Raw genomic sequence first — 23,543 nt, forward strand, 5'->3', positions numbered from 1 at the left:
GACGGCGGCCCGCCGTCGGCGGAGGACCGAGGGCGGGCCGGAGTGGGCCGGGGCGGGGTCAGAAGGCGGAGACTCCGGTCAGAGCACGTCCGATGACCAGTTTCTGGATCTGGCTGGTGCCCTCGTAGAGGGTCATCACGCGGGCGTCGCGCAGGAGTTTGCCCGCCGGGTACTCGTCGATGTAGCCGTAGCCTCCGAAGACCTGGAGGGCGTTGTTGGCGGCGCGCACGGCGGCCTCGGAGGCGAAGAGCTTGGCCTTCGAGGACTCGGTCGCGAAGGGCTGCCCGCGGTCGATGAGATCGGCGACCCGCCAGGTCAGCAGCCGTGCCGCGTCCACGTCGACGGCGATGTCGCTGAGCAGTTCCTGGACGAGCTGGTGGTGTGCGATGGTCCTGCCGAACTGCTCGCGCTCGGTCGCGTACGTCACCGCCGCGTCCAGTGCGGCCTGGGCGATCCCGACGCAGCCCGCGGCCACCGACATCCGCCCCTTGGCCAGCGCGGACATGGCGACCGCGAAGCCCTTGCCCTCGGGCGCCAGCATGGCGCTCGCCGGCACCCGCACGTCCTCGAAGGCGAGTTCGGCGGTGGCCTGGCCGCGCAGCCCGAGCTTGCCGTGGATCGTGCGGCGGGTCAGACCGGGGGTGTCGGTCGGCACCAGGAAGGCGGAGACGCCCTTGTGGCCGGGGGCGTCGGTGGAGCGGGCGAACAGCAGCACCACGTCGGCCCAGGTGCCGTTCGTGATGAACATCTTGCTGCCGTTGATGACGTAGTCGTCGCCGTCACGCACGGCCCGGGTCGACAGCTGTCCGGCGTCGGAACCGGTGCCCGGCTCGGTGAGGCCGAAGCAGCCGACGAACTCGCCGGAGGTGAGTCCCGGCAGCCACCGCCGCTTCTGCTCCTCGTTCCCCCAGGAGGCGATCGTCTTGGCGACGAGCCCGAGCGAGACGGAGACGATGCCGCGCACGGAGGAGTCGCCGCGCCCCAGCTCCTCGGTGACCAGGCAGTACGCGAGATGGTCACCGCCGCTGCCGCCGTACTCCTCGTCGACGGTCAGGCCGAGGAAGCCGATGTCGCCGAGCTTCTTCACGATCGAACGGTCGACCTCCTCGGCACGGTCCCACGCGACGACGTGCGGGGCGATCTCGCGCTGCACGAAGTCCCTGGCGAGCTGCCGGACGGCGGTCTGCTCCTCGCTGAGACCTAGGTTCATGCCGAGTCACCCCACAGATAGCGGCCCTTGAAAGCAGTACATTTAAATTAGCACTGCTAGTTTCCTGACGCAGCCCTACTATGTGCGCCATGGCCCGACCGCGCAAGCCCCTCCTCAGCACCGACCGCATCGTCGAGACGGCACGGGCCCTGGTGGACGCCGAGGGCCTGGCGGCCGTCTCGACGCGCCGGCTCGCCGCGGAGCTGGGGGTCAGCGGTCCCTCGCTCTACAACCACTTCCGCACCAAGGACCAGATCCTGGAGGCGGTCGCGGACTCGGTGAGCGCTCAGGTCGACCTGTCGATGTTCGAGGACGGCCGGGACTGGCGGACGGCGCTGCACGACTGGGCCGTCTCCTACCGGACGGCCCTGCGCGACCATCCGAACATCGTCCCCGTGCTCGCGCGCGGGCCTGGCCGGCGTCCCGCCGGACTCCGGCTCGCCGACGCCGTCTTCGGGGCGATGGTCGACGCCGGGTGGCCGCCCGCGCAGGCCACCTCGATCGGCGCGCTGATGCGGTACTTCATCATGGGCTCCGCGCTGGGGTCGTTCGCCGGGGGCTTCGTCGACGACGAGAGCGCGTACGACCCCGCCGACTACCCGCACCTCGGTCAGGCGCACCTCCTCGCGGACCAGCAGGACAAGATCGACGAGCGGGCCTTCGAGACCGGGCTCGGTGCGCTGCTGGACGGCCTCGCGGTGCAGTACGCGCGACGGACGCAGGACTCCTGACCGGACACCGTGCCGGGGCGCCCCCCCGGCCCGCTCCGAGCGGTGCGCCACCGCTCCGGCACCGGTTCCCCCGACCCTTCGGCCGCCACCGAACGGTCCCTGTCGCATGCTGGACCGCATGACGAGGTCGAAGGATCCGGTGGGCCCGGGGCTCGCGGCACTGGCCGGGCTGCTGGCGGACGAGACGCGGGCCGCGTTCCTGCTCGCGCTGCTCGACGGGCGGGCGTGGACCGCCGGTGAACTGGCGCGGCACGCGGGCGTCGCGCCGTCGACCGCGAGCGAACACCTCGGCAAACTGGTCGTGGGCGGCCTCCTCACCGAGGAACGGCAGGGGAGGCACCGCTATGTGCGGCTCGCCGACGCCCGCGTCGCCCAGCTCGTCGAGGACCTCGCGGCGCACGTGGGGCCGCGCCCCGCCGAACGGCCGCGCACCCTGCGGGAGTCGGGCACCGGCTCGGCGATGGCCCGCGGCCGTACGTGCTACGACCATCTGGCGGGGCGGCTCGGCATCGCCCTCACCGACGCGCTGACCGGACGTGGACTACTGCGCCAGGACACGGGGTTCGCGCTCACCGACGCCGGTGTGCGCTGGTTCGGCGGCGCGGGCATCCCCCTCGAACGCACCGGCCGACGGCCCCTGGCCCGCGCCTGCCTCGACTGGACGGAGCGCCGGCCGCACCTCGCGGGCACCGCGGGCGCGGCGCTGTGCCGGCACGCCCTGGACGCCGGCTGGTGCGTCCGGATCGGCTCGGACCGGGCGGTCGGGGTGACAGCGGTCGGCGAGCGCGCCTTCGCCGACCTCCTCGGCATCGAGGCCACCGCACTCCACTGAGCTGCACCGATCCTCGCCGGATCGTTCCCTCCGGCGTACCGCTGGTACCGGCTCCCCTCACCGGCGTCCCCGTCCGATATCCGCGAGCCCGACGGCCGCGCCGCCCCTAGTCTCAGGAGCATGATGAACGACTCCCCCGCCGGATCGTCCGGCTCGAACCACCGCCGTGAGGGGCTGCTCGCCGCGGCCGCGGCGGTCGTCACCGTCGGGCTGTGGGCCTCCGCCTTCGTCTCGATCCGCAGCGCGGGCGCCGCGTACGCACCGGGCGCGCTGGCCCTCGGGCGGCTGCTCTCGGGAGTGCTGGTGCTCGGGGCCGTCTGCGCGGTGCGGCGCGAGGGACTGCCGCCGCGCGGCGCCTGGCGCGGGATCGCGGTGTCCGGCGTGCTGTGGTTCGGCTTCTACATGGTGGCCCTGAACTGGGGCGAGCAGCAGGTGGACGCCGGCACGGCCGCCCTGGTGGTGAACATCGGCCCGATCCTGATCGCGCTGCTCGGCTCGCGGCTGCTGGGGGACGCGATGCCGCCCCGGCTGCTGGCGGGCATGGCGGTGTCGTTCGCGGGCGCGGTCGCGGTGGGCCTGTCGATGTCGGGCGGCGGGGGTTCCTCGGTGCTCGGTGTCGTGCTGTGTCTGCTCGCCGCCGTCGCGTACGCGGGCGGGGTGGTCGCGCAGAAGCCGGCGCTGGGGCGGGCGAGCGCGCTCCAGGTGACGACGTACGGCTGTCTGATCGGGGCCGTGGTATGCCTGCCCTTCGCCGGTCAGCTGGTCCACGACGCGGCGGACGCGCCCGTCTCGGCGACGCTCAACATGGTCTACCTGGGTGTCTTCCCGACCGCCCTGGCCTTCACGACCTGGGCGTACGCACTGGCGCGCACGAGCGCGAGCCGGATGGGCGCGACCACGTACGCGGTGCCCGCCCTGGTGGTGCTGATGTCCTGGCTGCTCCTCGACGAGGTGCCGGGGCTGCTGACGCTGGCGGGCGGCGTGCTGTGCCTCGCGGGCGTGGCGGTGTCCCGGTCCCGTCCGCGGACGGCGGCGGCCGCGGCGGCCGTGCGGGAAGGGGCCGCGGTGTCGGGGCCCGCGCCGGCCGGCGGGAAGCGGTCGGCGGAGTGCCACGCCGACGAGGCGTGACGCCCCGGCGCACCACAGGTCGTTCTTCGTCCCCTCCGCCCCTTCCCGTCCCGTACCTGGGGGCTGCCGCCCCCAGACCCCCCGTTCGGCCGTGAACGGCCTCGTCCTCAAACGCCGGAGGGGCTGGATCCAGCCCCTCCGGCGATTCAACGGAGCGTGGTGGGGCGCCGTCTAGAAGACGACCAGGGCCCGGCCGCCCTTGCCGGCGATCATGTTGTCGAAGGCCGCCGGGATGTCGTCCAGGCCGATGCGGTCGGTGACCAGACCCGCGAGGTCCAGGCGGCCCGCGCGGACGTGGTCGGCGAGCACCGGGAGATCACGAGCCGGGTCGGAGTTGCCGTACACGCAGCCCGCGAGGGTCCTGCCCCAGTGGAAGATCTCCAGCGCGTTGAAGGTGACCTGCTGGTCCTTGCCGCCGATGCCGACGACGGTGGTGCGGCCGCCGCGCCGGGTGGACTCCCAGGCGGTGCGGATGGTGACCGCCCGGCCGACGCACTCGACGGCGACGTCGACACCCTGCTTGCCGGTGAGGGCCCGGATCTCGCGGGCGGTGGTCTCGGAGGCGACGACGTAGTCGGTGGCGCCCGCCGCGCGCGCGAGCGCCTCCTTCTCGGGCGAGACGTCCACGGCGACGATCTTCGAGGCGCCCGCGATCCTGGCGGCCTGGAGCGCGACGAGTCCGACCCCGCCGACCCCGAACACCGCGACGGTCTCGCCCTCGCGGACGCGGGCGGAGTGGTGCACGGCGCCGTATCCGGTGAGGACGGCGCAGCCGAGCAGGGCCGCGTCGGTGACGGGGATGCCCTCGGGGACCGGCAGCAGGCAGGAGACCGGGACCACGGTCTCCTCGGCGAAGGCGGCGACGTTCAGACCGGGGTGCAGGTCGCTGCCGTCGGAGGCGCGACGGGCGTAGACGTTCCCGGCGCCGGTGAGCGCGTCGGCGCACAACCACACCTCGCCCAGCGAGCAGGCGTGGCAACGGCCGCACGAGGGGGCCCAGTTGAGGACGACCTCGGCGCCGGGTGCGACCTCGGTGACGCCCTCACCGACGGCGACGACCGTGCCGGCGCCCTCGTGGCCGAGGACGGCGGGCACCGGCACCCGCATGGTGCCGTCGGAGAGGGAGAGGTCGGAGTGGCAGACACCGGCGGCGGCCAGCCGGACCCGGACCTGACCCGGCCCGGGCTCGGGGAGTTCGATCTCGGCGATCTCCAGCGGGGCACCCACGGCGGGAAGGACTGCGGCGCGAACCACGTGAACGCTCCTAGAACTGGAGGGACTTGGTCTGGAGGTACTCGGAGAGGCCGTGGGCGCCGAGTTCGCGTCCCACGCCCGACTGCTTGTACCCCCCGAAGGGGGCCAGCGGATTGAAGCGGCCGCCGTTGATGTCGACCTGGCCGGTGTCGAGCCTGCGCGCGAAGGCGACGGCCTCGGCCTCCTCACCCGCCCACACTGCGCCCGCGAGCCCGTACACGGTGCCGTTGGCGATGCGCAGCGCGTCCTCCTCGTCCTCGTACCGGAGGATCGACAGGACCGGGCCGAAGATCTCCTCCTGCGCGATCGTCATCTGCGGCGTCACGTCGGCGAAGACGGTGGGGCTCACGAAGTAGCCCTGCTCGCGCGGGGATTCGGGGCCGCCCGCGACGAGCCGGGCACCCTCGGCGACGCCCTTCTCGATGTATCCCCGCACCCTCTCCTGCTGCTTGGCGTTGACGACGGGACCGATGCGCTCGCCGTACTTCGCGGCGGCGGCCGCCGCCAGTTCGACCGCCTCGTCGTAGCGCTCGGCAGGCACCAGCATGCGGGTCCAGGCATTGCACGTCTGGCCGGAGTTGGACATCACGTTGGCGACCCCGACGTTGACGGCCTTCGCGAGGTCGGCGCTCGGCAGGATGACGTTGGCGGACTTGCCGCCGAGTTCCAGGGCGACGCGCTTGACGGCGGCGCCCGCGGTGGCGCCGATCCGCCGGCCGACCGCCGTCGAGCCGGTGAAGGAGACCAGGTCCACGTCCGGGTGCTCGGCGAGGGCCTGTCCCGCGACGGGGCCGAGGCCGGTGACGAGGTTGAAGACACCGGCCGGGACGCCCGCCTCGGCGACGGCCTCCGCGAAGAGCTGGGCGGTCAGCGGGGTGTCCTCGGCGGGCTTCAGCACCACCGTGCAGCCCGCGGCGAGCGCCGGGGCGACCTTGGCGACGATCTGGTGGAGCGGGTAGTTCCAGGGCGTGATCGCGCCCACGACGCCGACGGGCTCCTGGTGGACGGTCGAGTTGCCGACCTTCTCCTCGAAGGCGTACGTCGCCGCCAGCTCGGCGTAGGAACCGGCGACCAGGACGGGCACGGCCGCGTGCACGGCCTGCGAGAAGGCGAGCGGTGAGCCGAGCTCCGCGGTGACCGTCTCGGCGATCTCGTCCTTGCGGGCGGCCAGGACGTCCCGCAGGGCGGCCAGCCGGGCGGCCCGCTCGGCGGGCGGGGTCGCGGCCCAGCCGGGGAACGCGGCGCGGGCGGCGCGCACGGCGGCGTCGACGTCCTCGACCGTGCCGGCCGGGACGTGGCCGATCACCTGCTCGTCGACCGGGTTCACGACCTCGATCGTGTCCCGTCCGGCGGCGGGGCGCCACGCCCCGTCGATGTACATGCCGTCGTGTGCCTTCATCGTGTTCCTCCCGGGCGGGGCAGCGTCGTCCGCGCCCTAAACTAGCGATGATAGTTTTGCGGCGCCAGGGGGACCCGCGGCAAGGAGGCACCCGGGAGGACGGGGCATCACTCCGAAACGGCCACGAGCACGGCGCTCCTCCGGTCCGGGCGGGGTGCGGGGCGGCTCGTCGGCGGCCGCCGCACGCCTCTCACTCGTCCAGATCCGGCAGGCGCGCCGGTGCCGGGCAGATCCGCTCGCCGCCCTGGTCGAAGACGAAGAGATGGGCGAGGTCGACGAGGAGCGGGACCTGCATCCCGTACCGGAGGTCGATGTCGGGTGTGGTGCGCACGACGAGGTCACCGGGGAGCCGTCCCTCGGGCGGGGTCCGCCCCGGCAGGTCGGGGTCCGCGTCCCCCTCGCCGGGCGGGTCGAGGACCACGACCGGTCCGGCCCGCAGGGCACCGGCGCGTTCCCGCAGCCGGTCCAGGACGGTGCCGTCACGGCGTCGCCTCCGGGCTCCGCGGGCCGGCCGCGGCGACTCCAGATCCGGTACGAGGGCGGGCCGCGACCCGGTGTTGAAGTGGACCAGGACCTCGTGCCCCTGGAACTCCACGTGCTCGACCAAGCCGGTGATCGCCACCTCTCCCGCCCGCGCGTCGGACGCCCTGGCGAGCCGGACGGCCTCGGAGCGCAGCCCGACGATCACCTCGCGGCCCTGCTGCACCCGGAGCAACTGGTGGTCGAGGGAGAGGGGTTCGGGCAGCCGGAGGAACTGCTTGCCGAGGCTGATCGTCATCGCCCCGTCGAGCGGGGCCCGGACGACACCGCGCAGCAGGTTGATCCGGGGGGTGCCGATGAAGGCGGCCACGAAGACGTTGGCGGGCAGTCCGTAGACCGTGCGGGGCGTGCCGACCTGCTGGAGGACCCCGCCGCGCAGCACGGCGACCCGGTCGCCGAGCGACATCGCCTCGGCCTGGTCGTGCGTGACGTACACGGTGGTGGCGCCCAACTCCCGGGTGAGCCGGGCGATCTCGGCGCGCAGGTGGTTGCGGAGCTTGGCGTCGAGGTTGGACAGCGGCTCGTCCATCAGGAAGGCGGAGGGGTGCCGCGCGATGGCCCGTCCCATCGCGACCCGCTGCCGCTCGCCGCCGGAGAGCTGGCTGGGGAAGCGGTGGAGGAGGTCCTGGATGCCGAGCATGCGGGCCGTGGCGTCCACGCGGGCCCTGGGGTCCTCGCCGGGTGACTCGATGCGCAGCGGGAAGCCGATGTTGTCGCGGCTCGTCATGCTCGGGTAGAGCGCGAAGTTCTGGAACACCATCGCCATGTCGCGTCCGGACGGGGCGAGTTCGTTGGCGTACTCCCCGTCGAGCCGGATCTCGCCCTCGGTGACCTCTTCCAGGCCGGCGATCATCCGCAGCACGGTCGACTTGCCGCAGCCGGAGGGGCCGAGCAGGACGAGGAACTCGCCGGGCCGGATGTCCAGCGAGAGCCGTTCCACCACGCGGACGCCGCGCGTGTACGACTTGCTGACGTGGTGCAGGGAGATGGCGCGTGTCATGACAGGTGCCCCCGGGGGCGTGCAAGGCGCTGGTGCTCCGCGGTCGGTCGTCCCGCCGGAGTCGTACGGGACGTATGAGTCACGGAAGCTAACGGACCGCGCATGCCTGAGGGAAGACACCTACCGGTATCGGACGGGCCGGTTCGGTCCGGGCGGAAACGGACGATCGTCTACCGGTCGGATCCGGACACCCTCTCAGGGGCCACCGGACACGTGCGTACGGCGCCGGGCGAACGATGGGGTTCCGTGTAGGACCGCAGGTCGGGGCCGGTGCCGGAGCGGCGTCCGGTGCCGCCGCGGCCACCAGGCCAGGTCCGTGCGGGGCCGCCGGTCGTGCCCGTATCGGCCACTCAGATGCGGCTGCGGCGGCGAGCGGGACGTCGCGGAAGCCGCGCTGGTCCGTGGTCCGGTTCGGCGCTCGCGGGTGCGCGCAGCGCGATGCCCGACGACACCAGCAGCAGCCCGCCCAGCATCACGAACGGCGCCGCGACGCCCGCCGCTCCCGCGACCAGGCCCGCGGCGGCGGGTGCGGCGACCTGGCCGAGCCGGTTGCCGGTCAGCCGCAGCGCGAGCGCTGTCGAGCGGGCGTCGCCGGGGGCGGCCCGGACGACCGTGGTCATCGAGAGCGGCTGGCCCACGCCGAGGCAGAAGCCGAGGACGACGAGCAGCAGGGCGAGCCCCCACACGGGCACGGGCAGCGCGATGCCCGCGCACAGCACGCCGCCCAGCAGGCAGGTCACGGTGAGCAGCGCGGTCCGGCCGAGCAGTCGCAGCATGGGCGTCATCACCAGCCTGCAGGCGACGGTCGCCGCGGCGCGCAGGCTCAGCAGCACGCCGATCGCCGCGGGGGCGATGCCCCGGTGTTCGCCGACGACCGGCAGGTAGGCGGTGAGGATGTCCGTGGCGGACAGGACGGCGGCGCTGACGAAGATGCCCGCCGGGACGCCTCGGGTGCGCAGGATGCGGTGCACGGGCACACGGTCGCCGCCCGCCCCGGGGACCGTGTCCCCCGTACGGTGCTCGATGCGCCACAGCGCGGTGAAGGAGACGGCGGCCACCGCGCCGGCGACGAGCAGGGCGACGGCGCTGCCGTCCGACCGGTCGTGGCCGCCGATCAGCGCGCCCGCGGCGACCGGTCCGATCAGCTGGCCGAGCGAGACACCGATGGTGAAGTGCCCGAAGTTGCGGTCCTGTTCGTGCGGGGCGGACTGGCGGGCGACGATCGACTGCCCGCCGATGACGAAGCAGAGGTGGCCGAGGCCCATCACGCCGCTCCAGGCGGCCATCGCGGTCAGGCCGTCCGCGGTGCCGCTCAGGGCGCAGCCGGCGGCGATGAGGACGACTCCGGCGGGGAGGAGGGGCGCGCACCGACCGTGATCGGTACGGCGTCCGAGGGGTACGGCCGCGAACAGCGGCAGCAGCGCGAAGGCGCCCGCGATGACGCCGATCGCCCGCTCGTCGGCGCCGAGCGCGAGGGCCCGGTAGGAGACGGCGGGCCGCGCCATCGACACCGCGCCCTGGGTGAAGGCGAAGGCGATGACGAGGCGGAGCAGCCAGCCGCGGTTCCCGCCGGGCCTCATGGTGACGTCCTTCCGGGCCTCGCGGGAGCACGCGCGCGGGAGGCCGTGGTGTGCGGGTGGGTCAGACGGTGCCGAAGAGGATTCCGGCGCCGAGCACCACGAGCGAGACGAGCGCCGCCCACTTGACCACGAAGCGGGTGTGGTCGCCGAACTCGACCTTGGCCATGCCGACCAGGACGTACACGGCGGGCACGAGCGGGCTCGACATGTGCAGGGGCTGGCCGACGATCGAGGCGCGGGCGATCTCCAGGGTGGTGACGCCGTGGGCGTGGCCGGCCTCGGCGAGCACCGGGAGGATGCCGAAGTAGAAGCCGTCGTTGGACATGAAGTACGTGAGCGGGATGCTCAGGACGCCGGTGACCAGCGCCATGTGGGGGCCCATGCCGTCGGGGATGTTGCCGACCAGCCAGGACGCCATGTGGTCGACCATGCCGGTGCCCTGGAGGACGCCGGTGAAGACGGCGGCGGCGAAGACCATGCCGGAGACGTTGAGGACGTTCTCGGCGTGGGCGCCGACGCGGGCCTTCTGGTCGGGCATGTGGGGGAAGTTGACGGTGAGGGCGAGGGCCGCGCCGAGCAGGAAAAGAACCGGGATCGGCAGCCACTCCATGATCATGGCGGTGAGCAGGACGATCGTCAGCAGCGCGTTGAACCAGTAGAGCCGCGGTCGCAGGGTGGCACGGTGGGGGTCGAGCCCCTGGAACTCGTCGTCCTCGTCGGGGTGTTCGGCGTCCACGCCGGTCCGCGTGCCCGTGTCTCCCCCGGGACCGCCCGCCTTGTCGCCTCCGGGGCCCGAACTCCCTCCGCGCACGGCTGCCTTGGCTGTTCCGGAGCGTCCCTTCGCCGCGCCCGGCACGGCGCCGGAGCCCGCCGTCGCGACGAGCACCGTCTCGCTGTGCGCCGCGTGGGGCTCCAGCACCTCGTCCAGCGTCAGCACGCCGAGCCGGGTGCGCTCGCGGCGGCCGAGGACGTACGCCAGCACGAGGACGCCCAGGAGGCCGGTGGCGAGGGCGGGGATCATGGGGACGAAGATGTCGCTCGCGTCGACCTTGAGCGCGGTCGCGGCGCGGGCGGTCGGGCCGCCCCAGGGCAGCGTGTTCATCACGCCGTTGGCCATGGCCGCGACACCGGTCATCACGACGAGGCTCATCTTCAGCCGCTTGTAGAGCGGGTACATCGCCGAGACGGTGATCATGAAGGTGGTGGAGCCGTCGCCGTCCAGCGAGACGATGGCGGCGAGGAGCGCGGTGCCGATCACGATGCGCAGCGGGTCCGCCCTGCAGAACCTGAGGATGCCCCGGACGATCGGGTCGAAGAGGCCGACGTCGATCATCACGCCGAAGTAGACGATCGCGAACATCAGCATCGCCGCGGTGGGCGCGAGGTCGGTGACGCCGTCGAGGACGTAGTCGCCGAGGTGGGCGCCCTTCCCGACGAGGACACAGAAGAGTGCCGGGATCAGCACGAGCGCCGCGATCGGCGACATCTTCTTCAGCATGATCAGGACCAGGAAGGTCGCGATCATGCCGAAGCCGAGAATGGTCAGCATGGAATGGACACCTAACGTTCGCCCTTGAACTCCCACCAGGGCCGGCGGTCCGACGACGTTAGGTCGCGCCCGAAAGCGTTAACAAGATGTTGACACGCGAGCAATAAGCGCAGAACTCCAGGTCACAGCGATGGACCGGCCGCGAGTTCGACGGGGACGCCGTTGAGCACCGCCGTGCCGGACAGGGGGTCGAGCAGCGAGCCGTCGAGCAACTGGTTGACGTTCACACCGGGGTCGAGCGCCGCGTGGCTCATCCGGGTGCCGGGCCGGTCGTGGCCCCAGCCGTGCGGAAGGCTCACGACGCCGCGCCGGACTGTGTCGGTGATCTCCGCGGGGGCGGTCACCTCTCCCCCGGCACCCTTGACGCGGACCGCGGCGCCGTCGGCCAGTCCGAGCCGGGCGGCGTCGTCCGGGTGGATGTGCAGCGTGCAGCGGTTCGAACCGCCGGTCAGGGCGGGCACGTTGTGCATCCAGCTGTTGTTGGAGCGCAGATGGCGGCGGCCGACGAGCACGACTCCGGCCGGACGTTCGCGAAGCGCCGCGCGCAGGCGCGGCAGGTCGGCGGCGATCGGTCCGGGCAGCAGCTCGATCCTTCCGCTGCGGGTCTTCAGCCGCTGCGGCACGCGGGACGCGAGGGGGCCGAGGTCGATGCCGTGCGGGTGCGCGAGCAGCCTGTCCAGGGTCAGACCGTCCTCCCGCGCGCCGAAGCCGTCGCCGTACGGGCCGAGGCGCAGCATCATGTCGAGCCGGCGTTCTGGGCCGTTCTCGCCGGTCAGCGCGGCGGCGAGTTCCAGCGGGTCGCGGCCGTGCACCGGAGAGGCGGTGTCGCCGACCGCCTTGCCCAGGGTGCTGTCGATGACCATCGTGTCGACGGCGGTCGGGTCGGCGCCGTGCATGCCGGTCGCGGCGAGGACGAGCCGGGCGAGGATCTCGGTCTCCGCCATGCGGCCCTCCTCCAGCGGGACGGCGGGCCGGTTGTAGCGGACCTGGTTGCGGACCGCGAGGGTGTTGAACGCGAAGTCGTGGTGCGCGCCCTGGGAGGGCGGGGGCGGCGGCAGAACGACGTGGGCGTGGCGCGAGGTCTCGTTCAGGTAGGGGTCGACGCTGACCATGAAGTCCAGGGAGCCGAGCGCCTTGTCGAGCCGGAGGCCGTCGGGCGCGGACAGGACGGGGTTGGCGGCGACGGCGATGACGGCTCGGACCGGACTGCCCTCCGGCGTGGCGGTGTCGATCTCCTCCGCGAGGGAGGCCAGCGGCAGTTCGCCCTTGGCCTCGGGGTGCCGGCTGACCCGGCTGTGCCAGCGGCCGAGCGCGAAGCCGTGGCCGGGTCCCGCGGGGCGCGGTGCCCGGTCGGTGGCGGCCAGCGGGAAGAGGGCACCGCCGGGCCGGTCGAGGTTGCCGGTGAGGATGTTGAGCACGTCCACGAGCCAGCTGGCGAGGGTGCCGTGCGGGACGGTGCAGCTGCCGATCCGGGCGTAGACGGCGGCGGTGGGCGCGGCGGCCAGCTCGCGCGCCAGTGCACGAATGGTGCCGGCGTCCACGTCGCAGGCCGCGCTCGCCGCCTCGGGAGTGAAGTCCCGTAGCGCGTCGGGGAGTTCGTCGGCTCCCTGGACGTGCGGCGCCAGTGCGCCGAGGTCGACCAGCTTCTCCTCGAAGAGGACGTACGCCATCGCCGCGAGGAGGGTCGCGTCGGTGCCGGGGCGGATGGCCACATGGCGGTCGGCGAGCTTGGCCGTTCGGGTCCGGCGCGGGTCGATGACGGTGAGCGTGCCGCCGCGGGCCCGCAGTGCCCGGAGCCGGCCGGGGAAGTCGGGGGCGGTGCAGAGACTCCCGTTGGACTCCAGTGGGTTGGCGCCGATGAGGAGCAGGTGGTCGGTGTGGTCCAGGTCCGGGACGGGGATCGCGTTGGCGTCGCCGTACAGCAGGCCGCTCGACACGTGCTTGGGCATCTGGTCGACGGTGGAGGCGGTGAACACGCTGCGGGTGCGCAGCGCTCCGAGCAGGACCGGCGGATAGAGGGCGCCGGCCATGGTGTGCACGTTCGGGTTGCCGAGGACGACACCGACCGCGTCCGGCCCGTATCGCTCGATCACGGGGCGCAGCCCGGCGGCGACCGCGTCGAAGGCCTCCTCCCAGGTGGCCTCGCGCAGCTCGCCGTCCTCGCGGAGGAGCGGGGTGCGCAGCCGGTCGGGGTCGCCGTCGGCCGCTCCGAAGGAGGCGCCCTTCGGGCAGATGAAGCCCTTGCTGAACACGTCGTCGCGGTCGCCGCGGGCGCCGGTGACCCGGGTGCCCTCGATCGTCAGCGTGAGCCCGCAGGTGGCCTCGCAGAGGGGGCAGACGCGTACGGCGGTACGGGCGTCGGGGGTACTGCCGGCGGTGCGGGACACGGGTCCTCCCGGAGGGCGGTGACGTCGATGGCACGCGGACACCGCCGAGCATACCGACCGGTACGCACGGTGGGGAGGGACGGTCGGGCTCAGTCGAGGACGCGGCCCAGGTAGGCGCGCAGCAGTTCGCGCGTCTCGGCGATGATCCCCTCGTCGCCCTCGGGCGCGACCCGGAAGGCCAGGTGCACCAGGCTGTCGGCGCTCTCCACGGCGACCAGGAAGCAGCGGCGGAGGTTCTCGTCCGGGGTGCGGCCGAGATAGCCGGAGAGCAGCTCGGTCAGGCGGTCGGCGACCCGGGTGTTGGGCTCGGCGTGGGAGGCGCCCACCGGGATCTGGTTCCCGAAGTCGACGAGGGAGAAGCCCGGGGCGGTGCGTTTCATGGCGAGGTACTCGTCGAGCACCGCGTCCATCGCGGCCCGCCAGCCCTGTCCGTCCGACTCCTCCAGGCGCCGGGTCACGCGCTCGGTGTAGAGCTCCAGGTTGCGCTGGGCGAGGGCGTCGGCCATGGCGCGCTTGTTGCCGAAGAAGCGGTAGACGGAGCCGATGGGCACGCCGGCCCGCTGGGCCACGGCGCGGGTGCTGAGGTCGTCGTAACCCACCTCGTCGAGGAGGTCGGCGCAGGCGTCGAGGATCCGGGTCAGTCGTTCTGCGCTGCGCCGCTGTACGGGCGCTCTGCGCAGCGAGGTCGCATGGGGCACGGTCTTCATGATGCCTTTCCGCCGGGGTCCGGTGAACCTCCCTCTTCACTACGTACCTCGGTGCCCTGCCCACTCATTCGCGCGCCCGGGCTCCCGGGCGGGGACGAGGACGCCGTCGCGGACGCGGAGCCGGGCGTCGACGCCGTGACGTCGGCGGTGCTCTCGACGGCCTCGCCGTGGACGGCCCACACGGTGCCGTCGTCCGCGTACAGCCGTGCGGTGACGTGGTGGGTGCCGTGCGGCACCAGCCGGCCCGCCAGGTGGTATTCGGCGGTGCGCAGCCGGGCGACGGAGCGGCCGTCGACGTAGAGACGGGCGATGCCCCGTCCGACGACCGGCACGGTGCCCGCGCCCCTCGGCGAGAAGCGGAAGTTGCGGACGGTCAGACGCACGTCCCAGCTGTCGACGGAGTCCGGCTGGATCTCGATCCCGACCTCTGGCGCGCCCTTCTCGTCCACGTCACGGTAGGGCCGTCCCTCCTCGTCCGCCTCGTCGAGCAACGTGCCCACGGGGGAGGCCGACACTCCGTCCTCCCGCCCGTGCGCATCACCGGTGCCGCAACCCGCGGGTCCGCCCAGCACGGCGCAGACCGCGAGCGCGGCGAACAGTCCACGCGTCCACCGCATGACGGGGAGCGTAGAACAAGGCTCCGGCAGCGGGATCCCCCTGAAGTCGGGTTCTCGGCTCCGCGGGCAGGTCCTGGGGACTACGTCCGGGGAAGGCCCACGGCCGTCACGAGGGAGCGTGCGGTGGCCGGTCCCGTTCGGTGTCCGTCGCCGCCCCCTTGCGCGGGCGCAGACCGAATCCTACGGTGATACATAGGAATCAGGCGCGAGGGAGCGATCATGAGCGGGGACGCGAGGAAGACGGCCGAAGGGCTGACCTACCTCTCCGGATTCGGCAACGAACACAGCTCGGAGGCGGTCCCGGGGGCCCTGCCGCACGGCCGCAACGCGCCGCAGCGCGCACCGCTCGGGCTGTACGCGGAGCAGCTCAGCGGCACCGCGTTCACCGAGCCGAGGGCGTCGAACCGGCGTTCGTGGCTGTACCGGATCCGTCCGTCGGCCGCGCACCCCGCGTTCACCCGCACGGGCAACGGCGCGCTGCGTACGGCGCCCTTCACGGAGGAGGTGCCCGACCCGAACCGGCTGCGCTGGAACCCGCTGCCCGAGCCTGCGGCGGGGACCGACTTCCTCGCGGGCCTGTGGACCCTCGGCGGCAACGGCGACGCGACGCAGCGCACCGGCGTCGCGGTGCACCTCTATCACGCCAATTCCTCGATGGAGCGGGTGTTCAGCGACGCCGACGGCGAGCTGCTCATCGTCCCCGAGCGGGGCGGTCTGTTGCTGCGCACCGAGTTCGGGCTGCTGCGGGTGGAGCCGGGTCATGTCGCGCTGATCCCCCGCGGGGTGCGCTTCCGGGTGGAGCTGCTGGACGGCGACTCCGCCGCGGCGGACGGACCGGCGGCGGGTGCCCGCGGCTACGTGTGCGAGAACTACGGGGCGCCGTTCCGGCTGCCCGACCTCGGCCCGATCGGTGCCAACGGCCTCGCCAACGCCCGCGACTTCCTCGCCCCGGTCGCCGCGTACGAGGACGTCGAGGGCCCGGTCGAGGTGGTGAACAAGTTCTGCGGCAACCTGTGGACGGCGACGTACGACCACTCCCCGCTCGACGTGGTCGCCTGGCACGGCAACCACGTGCCGTACGTGTACGACCTGCGCCGTTTCAACGTGATCGGCTCCATCAGCTACGACCACCCGGACCCCTCGATCTTCACGGTGCTGACCTCGCCGTCCGACACCCCGGGCCTCGCGGGCGTCGACTTCGTGGTGTTCGCGCCCCGCTGGCTGGTGGGCGAGGACACCTTCCGCCCGCCGTACTTCCACCGGAACGTGATGAGCGAGTACATGGGGCTCATCGAGGGCGCGTACGACGCGAAGGCGGAGGGCTTCGTGCCGGGCGGCGGTTCGCTGCACAACATGATGTCGGCGCACGGCCCCGACCAGGAGACGTTCGATCGGGCGAGCGCGGCCGAGCTGAGGCCGCAGAAGATCGACGACGGGCTGGCGTTCATGTTCGAGACACGCTGGCCGGTGACCGCGACGGCCCAGGCGGCCCGGGCGGAACACCTCCAGCGGGGGTACGACGACGTGTGGCGGGGCCTCCAGCGGCGCTTCCGCGCGGGCGACTGAGGCCCACCGGCCGTTGCCTTCCCCGCCCGCGACCGGTACGGATACCCTCGTGACCTCCTTCGCTCCGGACTCGATCGTCCTGAACCGCAAGCTGCCGCTCTGGTATCAGGTGTCGCAGTCCCTGCGCGCCTCGATACTCGGCCGCGCCCCCCAGGACCCCCTCCGCCTGCCCACCGAGGAGCAGTTGGCGGGCCACTACGGGGTGAGTGTGCTGACCATGCGGCAGGCGCTCAAGGAGCTGGAGGACGAGGGACTCATCACCCGGCACCGCCGGCGGGGGACGTTCATCGAGCCGAGCGCGCAGCGCGGCGCGCCCGTGCGGCTGCTCGGCTCGGTGGACGCGATCGTCGCCCAGCAGTCGGGCATGTCGACCGAGCTGCTGGGCGAGGGCAAGGGTCCCGTGCCGGGTGAACTGGTCGAGTTCTTCCCGGACGTGGACGAGGTGGCGACGTACCACCGGCTGCGCGGGGACGAGGCGACCGGCGAGCCCACGAACCACGCGCGCAACTACCTGAGGACGGACCTGGCCGACCGCATCGACCGGGAGGACCTGATCCGCTGGCCGATGACGAAGGTGCTGCGCGACGTGCTCGGGGTCGCCATCAGCAGGATCACCGACACCGTCGAGGCCCGGCTCGCGGATCCCGAGACGGCCCGGCTGCTCCAGGTCCCGCTGCTGAGCCCGATCCTGCGCTACACCGGCGTCACCTACGGCCAGGACGGGCGCGCGCTGGACGTGGCCGTCATCCACTACCGGGGCGACCGCTTCTCCTTCACGGTCACCCTCGACGCCCACTGAGCACGCGGTACGAGGGCGCCGCGCCACACCCGCGTCGTACGATGCCGAGCGTGACGCACGACGCCGCTCCGCTGCTCGCGGACCTCATGCCGTGGTCCGTCGCACCGCCGAGGCTGGGCCGGGGGTGGCCGACGGCTCCCGACGCGGCATCCCTGAAGGCACGGTGGGACGCCCTCGTGAAGGCCGAAGGGCCGGACCGCGAGGTGCTGTTCGGGCCGACGCGCTCACGCACGACGCACTCGGCGGTCGCCCAGCTGCCGGGCCAGTCGAGCGGGACGGGCCGGCTGGCCCGCGCCGCCGGCCCGTGCCCGGATCCGGTGCGGGTGCTGACCGCGCCCTTCGACGAGCAGTGGCTGATCCCGGACCACCGGCTGATCGACGCGGCGCGCCCCGAGTTGTGGCGGGTGGCGGGCGAGGGCCAGGTGTTCGCCGTCGAGCAGACGCTGGTGCCGGAGTCGCCCGGACCGGCGCTGCTGGCCACCTCCGTGCTGCCGCTGGCCGCCGGCCGGGGCGGCCGGGTGCGCCCTCTGTACCGGCGTCCCGGAGGCGTCGAACCGAACCTGGCGCCGGGCCTGTTGGAGCACCTCGGCACTCGGCTCGGCCACTCCCCCGATCCCCGGGACGTGCTCGCCTGGACGGTCGCGGTCGCCCGCCCGGGCCGGGACGGCTGTCGGGTCCCGCTCACCGCCGATCCCGAAGTGTGGGCGTGCGGCGTCGAGTCGGGGCGGCGGATGCTGTGGCTCATGTGCCGCGACGGCGAGCGTCCCAAGCTCCCCGGCGGCAGGCGCCCGTACGTCCGCGCCCCTCTCAGCGTCCTCCCCCACGCCGACGCGGACCGCCCCGGAGGGCCACTGCTCCTCGACCCGCGCTACGACCGTGACGAGGAGGCCCTGCTCCTCGGGGAGGGAAGGATCTCCCCGGTACCGCCCGAGGCCTGGGACTTCGAGGTGGGCGGGGTGCGCGTGCTGGAGCAGTGGTTCACGGCCAGGACCGGGGTGGCCGAGCCGGGCACCCTGGAGGCTGTCGGCCCCACCGCCTGGCCGCAGAGCTGGACGTCCGAACTCCTCGAACTCGTCACGGTGCTCGCCCTGCTCGCCGAACTGCTCCCCCTGCGGGCCGGTCTGCGCCTCCACTCCCCGATCACCCGGACCGAACTCGACGCGGCGGGCGTCCTCCCGGCCCCCGCCACGGCCCGCCGCCCCGCGTCCGTCCTGGACCACCACGAGGAGGGCCCGGAGGGGCAGTTCGCGCTCCTTTGACCGCGGCGCGCCCGCCCCGACCGACACCTCGGGACATGAACGGCCCGCGCTCCGTTCGGCCCCCTCGCCGCCCACGCATGACAAAGGTGTCGCCGAGGAGCCATGATCCACGGCATGCAGTCACAGCCTCTGCCCCTCGAAGGCATCACCGTCGTCGCCGTCGAACAAGCGGTCGCGGCTCCCTTCGCGACGCGTCAGCTCGCCGATCTCGGCGCCCGCGTCATCAAGGTCGAACGGATCGACGGCGGCGACTTCGCCCGCGGCTACGACTCCGCGGCCTCGGGTCTGGCCTCGCACTTCGTGTGGTGCAACCGCGGCAAGGAGTCCCTCGCCGTCGACCTGAAGGACCCGCGCGGGCTCGACGTCGTCCGCCGGCTCGTCGCGGACGCGGACGTGTTCGTGCAGAACCTCGCACAGGGGGCGGCCGCCCGGCTCGGCCTGGACGCGGCGACCCTGTGCGCCGAGCATCCGCGGCTGATCGCCGTGGACATCTCGGGCTACGGGCCGTCCGGACCGTACGCCGGCAAACGCGCGTACGACATGCTCGTGCAGTGCGAGGCGGGGCTCGTGTCCGTGACCGGGACGCCCGGGCAGCCGGCGAAGGCGGGCATTCCCGCGGCCGACATCGCGGCGGCCATGTACGCGTTCTCCGGCGTCCTCGCGGCGCTGGTGCGGCGCGGCACGACCGGGCGGGGCGGCCCCGTGGAGGTGTCGATGCTGGACGCGCTGGCGGAGTGGATGGGCCATCCGCTGCACCACGCGATGCACGACGGCACCCCGCCGGAACGCACGGGTCTCGCGCACTCCGTCATCGTTCCCTACGACGTCTATTCGACGGCGGACGGCGGTCGGGTGCTGTTGTCGGTGCAGAACGACCGGGAGTGGCGCCGGCTGGCCCAACAGGTCCTGGGAACGCCAGAGTTGGCGGATGATCCGGGGTACGCGACGAACCCGGCGCGGGTGGCGAACCGGGAGCGGGTGGACACGCTGGTGACGAAGGCGCTGAGCGCGCTGGGCGCCGACGAGGCCGTGGCCCGCCTGGACGCGGCGGGTATCGCGTGCGCACGGCTGCGGGACGTACGGGAGGTCGCGGAGCATCCGCAGCTGGCGGCACGGAACCGGTGGCGGGACGTGGACTCGCCGGTCGGGCCGCTGCGGGCGCTGCTGCCTCCGATCACGCTGCCGGGCGGGGAGGAGGCGCGCATGGGGGCCGTCCCGCGGCTGGGTGAGCACACGGGCGTGGTGTTGCGGGGGCTGGGCATGACGGAGTCGGACGTCGCCGGGCTGCGGCGGGACGGAGTGGTGCGCTGACCGTGCGGCTCAGGACGTGGGTGACCCGCGCTCCGGCCGTGGTGGCCACCGGGCGCCGCTGCCTGCCGTGGGGATGACGGACGCGGAAGGGCAGCGCTGCGCGGGTCGGTGGGTCAGCGGAGCGCGGGTCGGGGAACGCCGGTGCCGACGGCCGCTCAGTGGCCGCCGAACAGCGAGCGACGCAGCCGCCTGAGCGGCGCGAACAGCGAGACCCGCCGCACGCGTGCGCTCCTGGAGCCGCTGTCGTGCGCGGTGTCGCGTGCCGTGAGCTCGCGCATCAGTGACGTCGCCTCGACCGTCTCGCGTTGCGGTATGGCGGGACCGCCCAGCACCGCGAGATGGCGGTCGAGGCGCGAACTGGTCGCGCTGCTCCCGCACGTGATCGCAGGGACACGTGCCCTGCTGCGCACTGTTATCTGTTCCATGTCACTCCCCACCCGTACGAGTCCACCCGGCCCGGGCAGGCTAACCCTATCGCTCCCTCGTGGCACTCGTGTATCGCGGTCGCAGGATTCACCATCTCTGTAAGGGGGTTGACGGTTACTCTCCGAATCCGAGCGTTTCCAGGGCGAGTTGGACAATCGGCTGGCTGGTGGGCTGCGCCGACCCTCCGTGAGGCTCGACGGTCACAGCGAGTGACGTCGCGTCCGGGTTCAGTCCGTCGGCGATCAGGGGCGTGTCGCCGTCGAAGAGACCGAGAGAGCGCGGTTTCCCTTCGGGGCGCATGAGCCACAGCTGGTGGACGCGCCCTCCGGAGGGGGTGCCGAGTCCGCTCGGTGTCACGACGGCGCGCCGCTCCGTGGCGGAGGCCACGACGCCGATCCCCCGCCCCCGCGCGTCCCGTTCACCGGTGGCCCGGGCGTCCGGTGCGGCGAGAACGTGGGCGATCTCACGTGCCTGGGCGCGCTGCTGGTCCAGACTCTCCTGTGTCCGCGCCGTCTGCACGGCGAACAGGGAGGCGACGACGAGGGCCGCGGCGGCCGTGGCCGTGGCGAGCGGGGCGAGCAGCGGGCGGAAACGGGGTGAGCGGGCCCGGGCGGGCGGTTCGACGGTCCGCGCGTGCGCGGTGCGCTCGCGGGGCGCCGGTTCCTGCGGGGTGGTGCGCACGGCGTACAGCACCCGCTCGCGCAGCGCGGCCGGCGGGGCCGCCGCCGTGGACCAGGCGAGCCGTACGGCGTCCTCGGTCAGCGCCCGGACCTCGTCGGCGCAGCGCTGGCAGCTCCTGAGGTGGCGTTCGAATCGGCGCCGCTCGTCGGTTTCCAGCGCGTCGAGGGCGTAGGGGGCGGCGAGGGAGTGCAGGTCACGGCCCAGCAGCCTGTCGAGGACACTCACGCGGCACCTCCCAGGCAGTTGCGCAGGCGGGTCAGGCCGTCACGCATCCGGGTCTTGACGGTGCCGAGGGGCAGCGAGAGCCGTTCGGCGACCTCCCGGTACGTGTAGCCGTCGTAGTAGGCGAGGGTGACGGACTGGCGCTGCAGGGTGGTGAGCCGGTCGAGGCAGCGGCGGACCCACTCGCGTTCGAGTCCCGCCTCCACCTCCTCGGCGACCTGGTCGAACGCCGGGTGGTGATGGCGCCGGCCCTCGCGCTGCTCGCGTTCGGTGGCCGCGCGGGCGCTGCGCACGCGGTCGACCGCGCGGCGGTGCGCGAGGGTGAGGATCCAGGACAGGGCCGTGCCGCGTCCCGGGTCGAACCGCGCCGCGGAGCGCCAGAGTTCGAGCAGCACCTCCTGCGACACCTCCTCCGACTGCGCGGGATCCCGCACGACGCGGCGCACCAGACCGAACACCGGCCCGGAGACCAGTGCGTACAGATCCTCGAACGCCCTCTGGTCGCCTCCGGCCACCCGTATCAGCAGCTCGTCAGCCTCCACGCGTCCCCCTCTCCGGACGTGCACGGTCCGCGCCCTCCCCTACCTGTTCGCAGCGAACGTCTCTCCGGATGGGTTACGGATCAGGAAGCCGAAAACGCGAGTCCGGCGCCGAGCAGTTCGTCGTCGCCGCGAAACAGGTGCCGCAAACGCGTTTGAGATTCGACCAATCCGCCCCCACCACCGCTCCGAATGGCGTGCGTCAGGCAAGTTGGACATGAGGACGGACGGCATGACACCTATCTCCAGGAGCGGCGGGGGACGCAGGACTCTCGCGACCCTCGTATGCGGTGCGCTGGCCGCCGGGGCGCTCGCAGCCGCCGGCGTGACCGCGCTGCAACCGGGGGCGGCCTCCGCCTCCAGCCACCGGGAGGCCCCGCTGATCTCGGGCACTCCCCAGTACGACAACACCGACGTGTACGCGTTCGTGAGCCCGGACAAGCCCGACACGACGACCATCGTGGCGAACTGGATCCCCTTCGAGGAACCCGCGGGCGGGCCGAACTTCTATACGTTCGCCGACGACGCCCAGTACGACCTGCACATCGACAACAACGGTGACGCGCAGGGCGAGTTGATCTACCGCTACACCTTCAGGACGCACCGCAAGAACGGCGACACGTTCCTGTACAACACGGGTCCGGTCACCAGTCTCGACGACCCCGACCTGAACATCACGCAGACGTACGACATCGATCTGCTGCGGCTGCACGACCAGAAGCTGGTGTCGCGGACCAAGGTCGCGGACGACGTGCCGGTCGCGCCGTCGAACGTCGGCAAGGCGTCGATGCCGGACTACGCGAAGCTGCGCGGGCAGGCCGTGCACAAGCTGGCGGGCGGCTCGACGACGTTCGCCGGCCAGGCGGACGACCCCTTCTTCCTGGACCTGCGCGTCTTCGACCTGCTGTACGGCGGGAACCTGACGGAGGTCGGGCGGGACACGCTCAAGGGCTACAACGTCAACTCCATAGCCCTGCAGGTGCCGAACGACATGATCCGCGAGTCGGCGGGACAGCCGGTCGTCGGCATCTGGTCCACCACGCAGCGCAAGGACGCCCGCGGCGGCTACCGGCAGGTGTCCCGGCTCGGCATGCCGCTGGTGAACGAGGTCGTCAACCCGCAGAAGGACAAGGACACGTTCAACGCGTCCGCGCCCTGGAACGACGCGCAGTTCCTGAAGAACGTGACCAACCCGGAGCTGCCGAAGCTCATCGAGGGGATCTACAAGATCAAGGCCCCGGCCGAGCCCCGCAACGACCTGGTCGACGTGTTCCTGAAGGGCGTGAAGGGCCTGAACCAGCCGCCCCACGTGCGTCCGGCGGAGGAACTGCGTCTCAACACCTCGGTCAAGCCGGCCATGCACCCCAAGCGACTCGGCGTGCTCGACGGCGACAACGCGGGCTTCCCCAACGGACGTCGGCTCACCGACGACGTGATCGACGCCTCGCTCCAGGTCGTCGAGGGTGAACTCGTCGGCTCCAAGAACGACTTGGGTGACGCGGTCGACAAGAACGACAAGAAGTTCGAGAAGTACTTCCCGTACGTGGCCGAGCCCACCTCGGGTTCGCGCGGCGCCCTCGCCAAGGGCACCAGCGACGGGACAGACGTGCGAAGCCAGCTGGGCGACGCGCTGCAGCCTGCCGGAGCCGACGGCGGCGGGACCGACACCGTGCTCGTCGCGGGCTCCGCGGCGGCGGGGGCCGCCGGAATCCTGCTCATCGCCACCGGCCTGCGCTGGTGGCGCCGCCGGTACGACCGGGCCTACTGACCCGGCCTCCCGACCGGCGCGGCCCGCACGGACCGAAC

General features: G+C 72.9%; 20 protein-coding genes. 8 read left to right on the top strand and 12 right to left on the bottom strand.

Annotated elements, in window-relative coordinates; genetic code table 11:
* Positions 1-58 precede the first annotated feature (58 nt).
* Positions 59-1,210 (bottom strand): acyl-CoA dehydrogenase family protein, encoded by a 1,152-nt coding sequence (locus B0675_RS34620; protein WP_081223550.1) that lies wholly within the window; start codon positions 1,208-1,210, stop codon positions 59-61.
* Between the two features lie 89 nt (positions 1,211-1,299).
* Here B0675_RS34620 and B0675_RS34625 point away from each other — a divergent pair, with 89 nt between their 5' ends.
* The 3 genes from B0675_RS34625 (at position 1,300) to B0675_RS34635 (ending at position 3,901) form a co-directional block, all read left to right on the top strand.
* On the top strand, positions 1,300-1,941 hold the full coding sequence (locus tag B0675_RS34625) for a TetR/AcrR family transcriptional regulator (protein ID WP_081223551.1): 642 nt from the start codon (positions 1,300-1,302) through the stop codon (positions 1,939-1,941).
* A gap of 106 nt (positions 1,942-2,047) precedes the next feature.
* The gene (locus B0675_RS34630; RefSeq protein WP_179165495.1) at positions 2,048-2,773 is read left to right on the top strand and encodes a winged helix-turn-helix domain-containing protein; all 726 of its coding nucleotides are present in this window, start codon (positions 2,048-2,050) and stop codon (positions 2,771-2,773) included.
* Positions 2,774-2,893: 120 nt separating this feature from the next.
* A complete protein-coding gene (locus B0675_RS34635; RefSeq protein WP_241540076.1) occupies positions 2,894-3,901 on the top strand; it encodes a DMT family transporter in 1,008 nt (335 codons plus the stop codon).
* A 171-nt stretch (positions 3,902-4,072) separates the two neighbouring features.
* Here B0675_RS34635 and B0675_RS34645 read toward each other — a convergent pair whose 3' ends face one another.
* The 8 genes from B0675_RS34645 to B0675_RS34680 form a co-directional block, all read right to left on the bottom strand.
* Positions 4,073-5,155, bottom strand: a complete 1,083-nt coding sequence (locus tag B0675_RS34645) for a Zn-dependent alcohol dehydrogenase (protein ID WP_081223553.1) — start codon at positions 5,153-5,155, stop codon at positions 4,073-4,075.
* Positions 5,156-5,165: 10 nt separating this feature from the next.
* Positions 5,166-6,554 (bottom strand): aldehyde dehydrogenase family protein, encoded by a 1,389-nt coding sequence (locus tag B0675_RS34650; protein ID WP_081223554.1) that lies wholly within the window; start codon positions 6,552-6,554, stop codon positions 5,166-5,168.
* Between the two features lie 190 nt (positions 6,555-6,744).
* Complete coding sequence (locus B0675_RS34655) at positions 6,745-8,094, bottom strand: ABC transporter ATP-binding protein (RefSeq protein WP_081223555.1); 1,350 nt, start codon at positions 8,092-8,094, stop codon at positions 6,745-6,747.
* A gap of 350 nt (positions 8,095-8,444) precedes the next feature.
* Positions 8,445-9,674 (bottom strand): MFS transporter, encoded by a 1,230-nt coding sequence (locus B0675_RS34660; protein ID WP_081223556.1) that lies wholly within the window; start codon positions 9,672-9,674, stop codon positions 8,445-8,447.
* Between the two features lie 61 nt (positions 9,675-9,735).
* Complete coding sequence (locus B0675_RS34665; RefSeq protein ID WP_081223557.1) at positions 9,736-11,223, bottom strand: citrate:proton symporter; 1,488 nt, start codon at positions 11,221-11,223, stop codon at positions 9,736-9,738.
* 122 nt (positions 11,224-11,345) lie between these two features.
* A complete protein-coding gene (locus B0675_RS34670; RefSeq protein ID WP_081223558.1) occupies positions 11,346-13,610 on the bottom strand; it encodes a molybdopterin oxidoreductase family protein in 2,265 nt (754 codons plus the stop codon).
* 89 nt (positions 13,611-13,699) lie between these two features.
* Positions 13,700-14,317 carry a TetR/AcrR family transcriptional regulator gene (locus B0675_RS34675; RefSeq protein ID WP_081223559.1) on the bottom strand — a complete coding sequence of 206 codons (618 nt, stop codon included), beginning with the start codon at positions 14,315-14,317 and terminating at the stop codon, positions 13,700-13,702.
* Entirely contained in the window at positions 14,314-14,934 is a 621-nt protein-coding gene (locus tag B0675_RS34680; RefSeq protein ID WP_081223560.1) for a hypothetical protein, read from the bottom strand. Before B0675_RS34680 ends, B0675_RS34675 begins: the two co-directional genes overlap by 4 nt.
* A 219-nt stretch (positions 14,935-15,153) precedes the next feature.
* Here B0675_RS34680 and hmgA point away from each other — a divergent pair, with 219 nt between their 5' ends.
* The 4 genes from hmgA to B0675_RS34700 all read left to right on the top strand — a co-directional run bounded on the left by hmgA (position 15,154) and on the right by B0675_RS34700 (position 19,869).
* Complete coding sequence (gene hmgA / locus B0675_RS34685; protein WP_081223561.1) at positions 15,154-16,500, top strand: homogentisate 1,2-dioxygenase; 1,347 nt, start codon at positions 15,154-15,156, stop codon at positions 16,498-16,500.
* A gap of 49 nt (positions 16,501-16,549) precedes the next feature.
* Positions 16,550-17,299, top strand: coding sequence for a GntR family transcriptional regulator (locus tag B0675_RS34690; protein ID WP_081223562.1), 750 nt, complete (start codon positions 16,550-16,552; stop codon positions 17,297-17,299).
* A 41-nt stretch (positions 17,300-17,340) separates the two neighbouring features.
* Positions 17,341-18,558, top strand: a complete 1,218-nt coding sequence (locus B0675_RS34695; RefSeq protein WP_081223563.1) for a type ISP restriction/modification enzyme — start codon at positions 17,341-17,343, stop codon at positions 18,556-18,558.
* 114 nt (positions 18,559-18,672) lie between these two features.
* Positions 18,673-19,869 (top strand): CaiB/BaiF CoA-transferase family protein, encoded by a 1,197-nt coding sequence (locus tag B0675_RS34700; protein ID WP_081224050.1) that lies wholly within the window; start codon positions 18,673-18,675, stop codon positions 19,867-19,869.
* 155 nt (positions 19,870-20,024) lie between these two features.
* Here the strand turns inward: B0675_RS34700 and B0675_RS34705 are convergent, their stop codons facing one another.
* The 3 genes from B0675_RS34705 to B0675_RS34715 all read right to left on the bottom strand — a co-directional run bounded on the left by B0675_RS34705 (position 20,025) and on the right by B0675_RS34715 (position 21,740).
* The gene (locus B0675_RS34705; RefSeq protein WP_081223564.1) at positions 20,025-20,294 is read right to left on the bottom strand and encodes a hypothetical protein; all 270 of its coding nucleotides are present in this window, start codon (positions 20,292-20,294) and stop codon (positions 20,025-20,027) included.
* Between the two features lie 115 nt (positions 20,295-20,409).
* On the bottom strand, positions 20,410-21,201 hold the full coding sequence (locus B0675_RS34710) for an anti-sigma factor (RefSeq protein WP_081223565.1): 792 nt from the start codon (positions 21,199-21,201) through the stop codon (positions 20,410-20,412).
* On the bottom strand, positions 21,198-21,740 hold the full coding sequence (locus tag B0675_RS34715) for a sigma-70 family RNA polymerase sigma factor (RefSeq protein WP_081223566.1): 543 nt from the start codon (positions 21,738-21,740) through the stop codon (positions 21,198-21,200). The genes B0675_RS34710 and B0675_RS34715 overlap by 4 nt, the downstream gene beginning before the upstream one ends.
* A 229-nt stretch (positions 21,741-21,969) precedes the next feature.
* On the opposite strand from B0675_RS34715, the gene B0675_RS34720 reads away from it, so the two are divergent.
* Entirely contained in the window at positions 21,970-23,505 is a 1,536-nt protein-coding gene (locus B0675_RS34720) for a DUF4331 domain-containing protein (RefSeq protein WP_081223567.1), read from the top strand.
* The last annotated feature ends 38 nt before the right edge of the window (positions 23,506-23,543 follow it).

Source organism: Streptomyces sp. M41(2017) (genome assembly GCF_002078175.1).
GTDB lineage: Bacteria > Actinomycetota > Actinomycetes > Streptomycetales > Streptomycetaceae > Streptomyces.

What these genes read in the sequence shown, in the direction of transcription:
- B0675_RS34620 (WP_081223550.1), bottom strand. Translation starts at nt 1,210, where the DNA reads ATGAACCTAGGTCTCAGCGAGGAGCAGACCGCCGTCCGGCAGCTCGCC.
- B0675_RS34625 (WP_081223551.1), top strand. Translation starts at nt 1,300, where the DNA reads ATGGCCCGACCGCGCAAGCCCCTCCTCAGCACCGACCGCATCGTCGAG.
- B0675_RS34630 (WP_179165495.1), top strand. Translation starts at nt 2,048, where the DNA reads ATGCTGGACCGCATGACGAGGTCGAAGGATCCGGTGGGCCCGGGGCTC.
- B0675_RS34635 (WP_241540076.1), top strand. Translation starts at nt 2,894, where the DNA reads ATGATGAACGACTCCCCCGCCGGATCGTCCGGCTCGAACCACCGCCGT.
- B0675_RS34650 (WP_081223554.1), bottom strand. Translation starts at nt 6,554, where the DNA reads ATGAAGGCACACGACGGCATGTACATCGACGGGGCGTGGCGCCCCGCC.
- B0675_RS34655 (WP_081223555.1), bottom strand. Translation starts at nt 8,094, where the DNA reads ATGACACGCGCCATCTCCCTGCACCACGTCAGCAAGTCGTACACGCGC.
- B0675_RS34660 (WP_081223556.1), bottom strand. Translation starts at nt 9,674, where the DNA reads ATGAGGCCCGGCGGGAACCGCGGCTGGCTGCTCCGCCTCGTCATCGCC.
- B0675_RS34665 (WP_081223557.1), bottom strand. Translation starts at nt 11,223, where the DNA reads ATGCTGACCATTCTCGGCTTCGGCATGATCGCGACCTTCCTGGTCCTG.
- B0675_RS34675 (WP_081223559.1), bottom strand. Translation starts at nt 14,317, where the DNA reads ATGAAGACCGTGCCCCATGCGACCTCGCTGCGCAGAGCGCCCGTACAG.
- B0675_RS34680 (WP_081223560.1), bottom strand. Translation starts at nt 14,934, where the DNA reads ATGCGGTGGACGCGTGGACTGTTCGCCGCGCTCGCGGTCTGCGCCGTG.
- hmgA (WP_081223561.1), top strand. Translation starts at nt 15,154, where the DNA reads ATGAGCGGGGACGCGAGGAAGACGGCCGAAGGGCTGACCTACCTCTCC.
- B0675_RS34695 (WP_081223563.1), top strand. Translation starts at nt 17,341, where the DNA reads ATGCCGAGCGTGACGCACGACGCCGCTCCGCTGCTCGCGGACCTCATG.
- B0675_RS34700 (WP_081224050.1), top strand. Translation starts at nt 18,673, where the DNA reads ATGCAGTCACAGCCTCTGCCCCTCGAAGGCATCACCGTCGTCGCCGTC.
- B0675_RS34705 (WP_081223564.1), bottom strand. Translation starts at nt 20,294, where the DNA reads ATGGAACAGATAACAGTGCGCAGCAGGGCACGTGTCCCTGCGATCACG.
- B0675_RS34720 (WP_081223567.1), top strand. Translation starts at nt 21,970, where the DNA reads ATGACACCTATCTCCAGGAGCGGCGGGGGACGCAGGACTCTCGCGACC.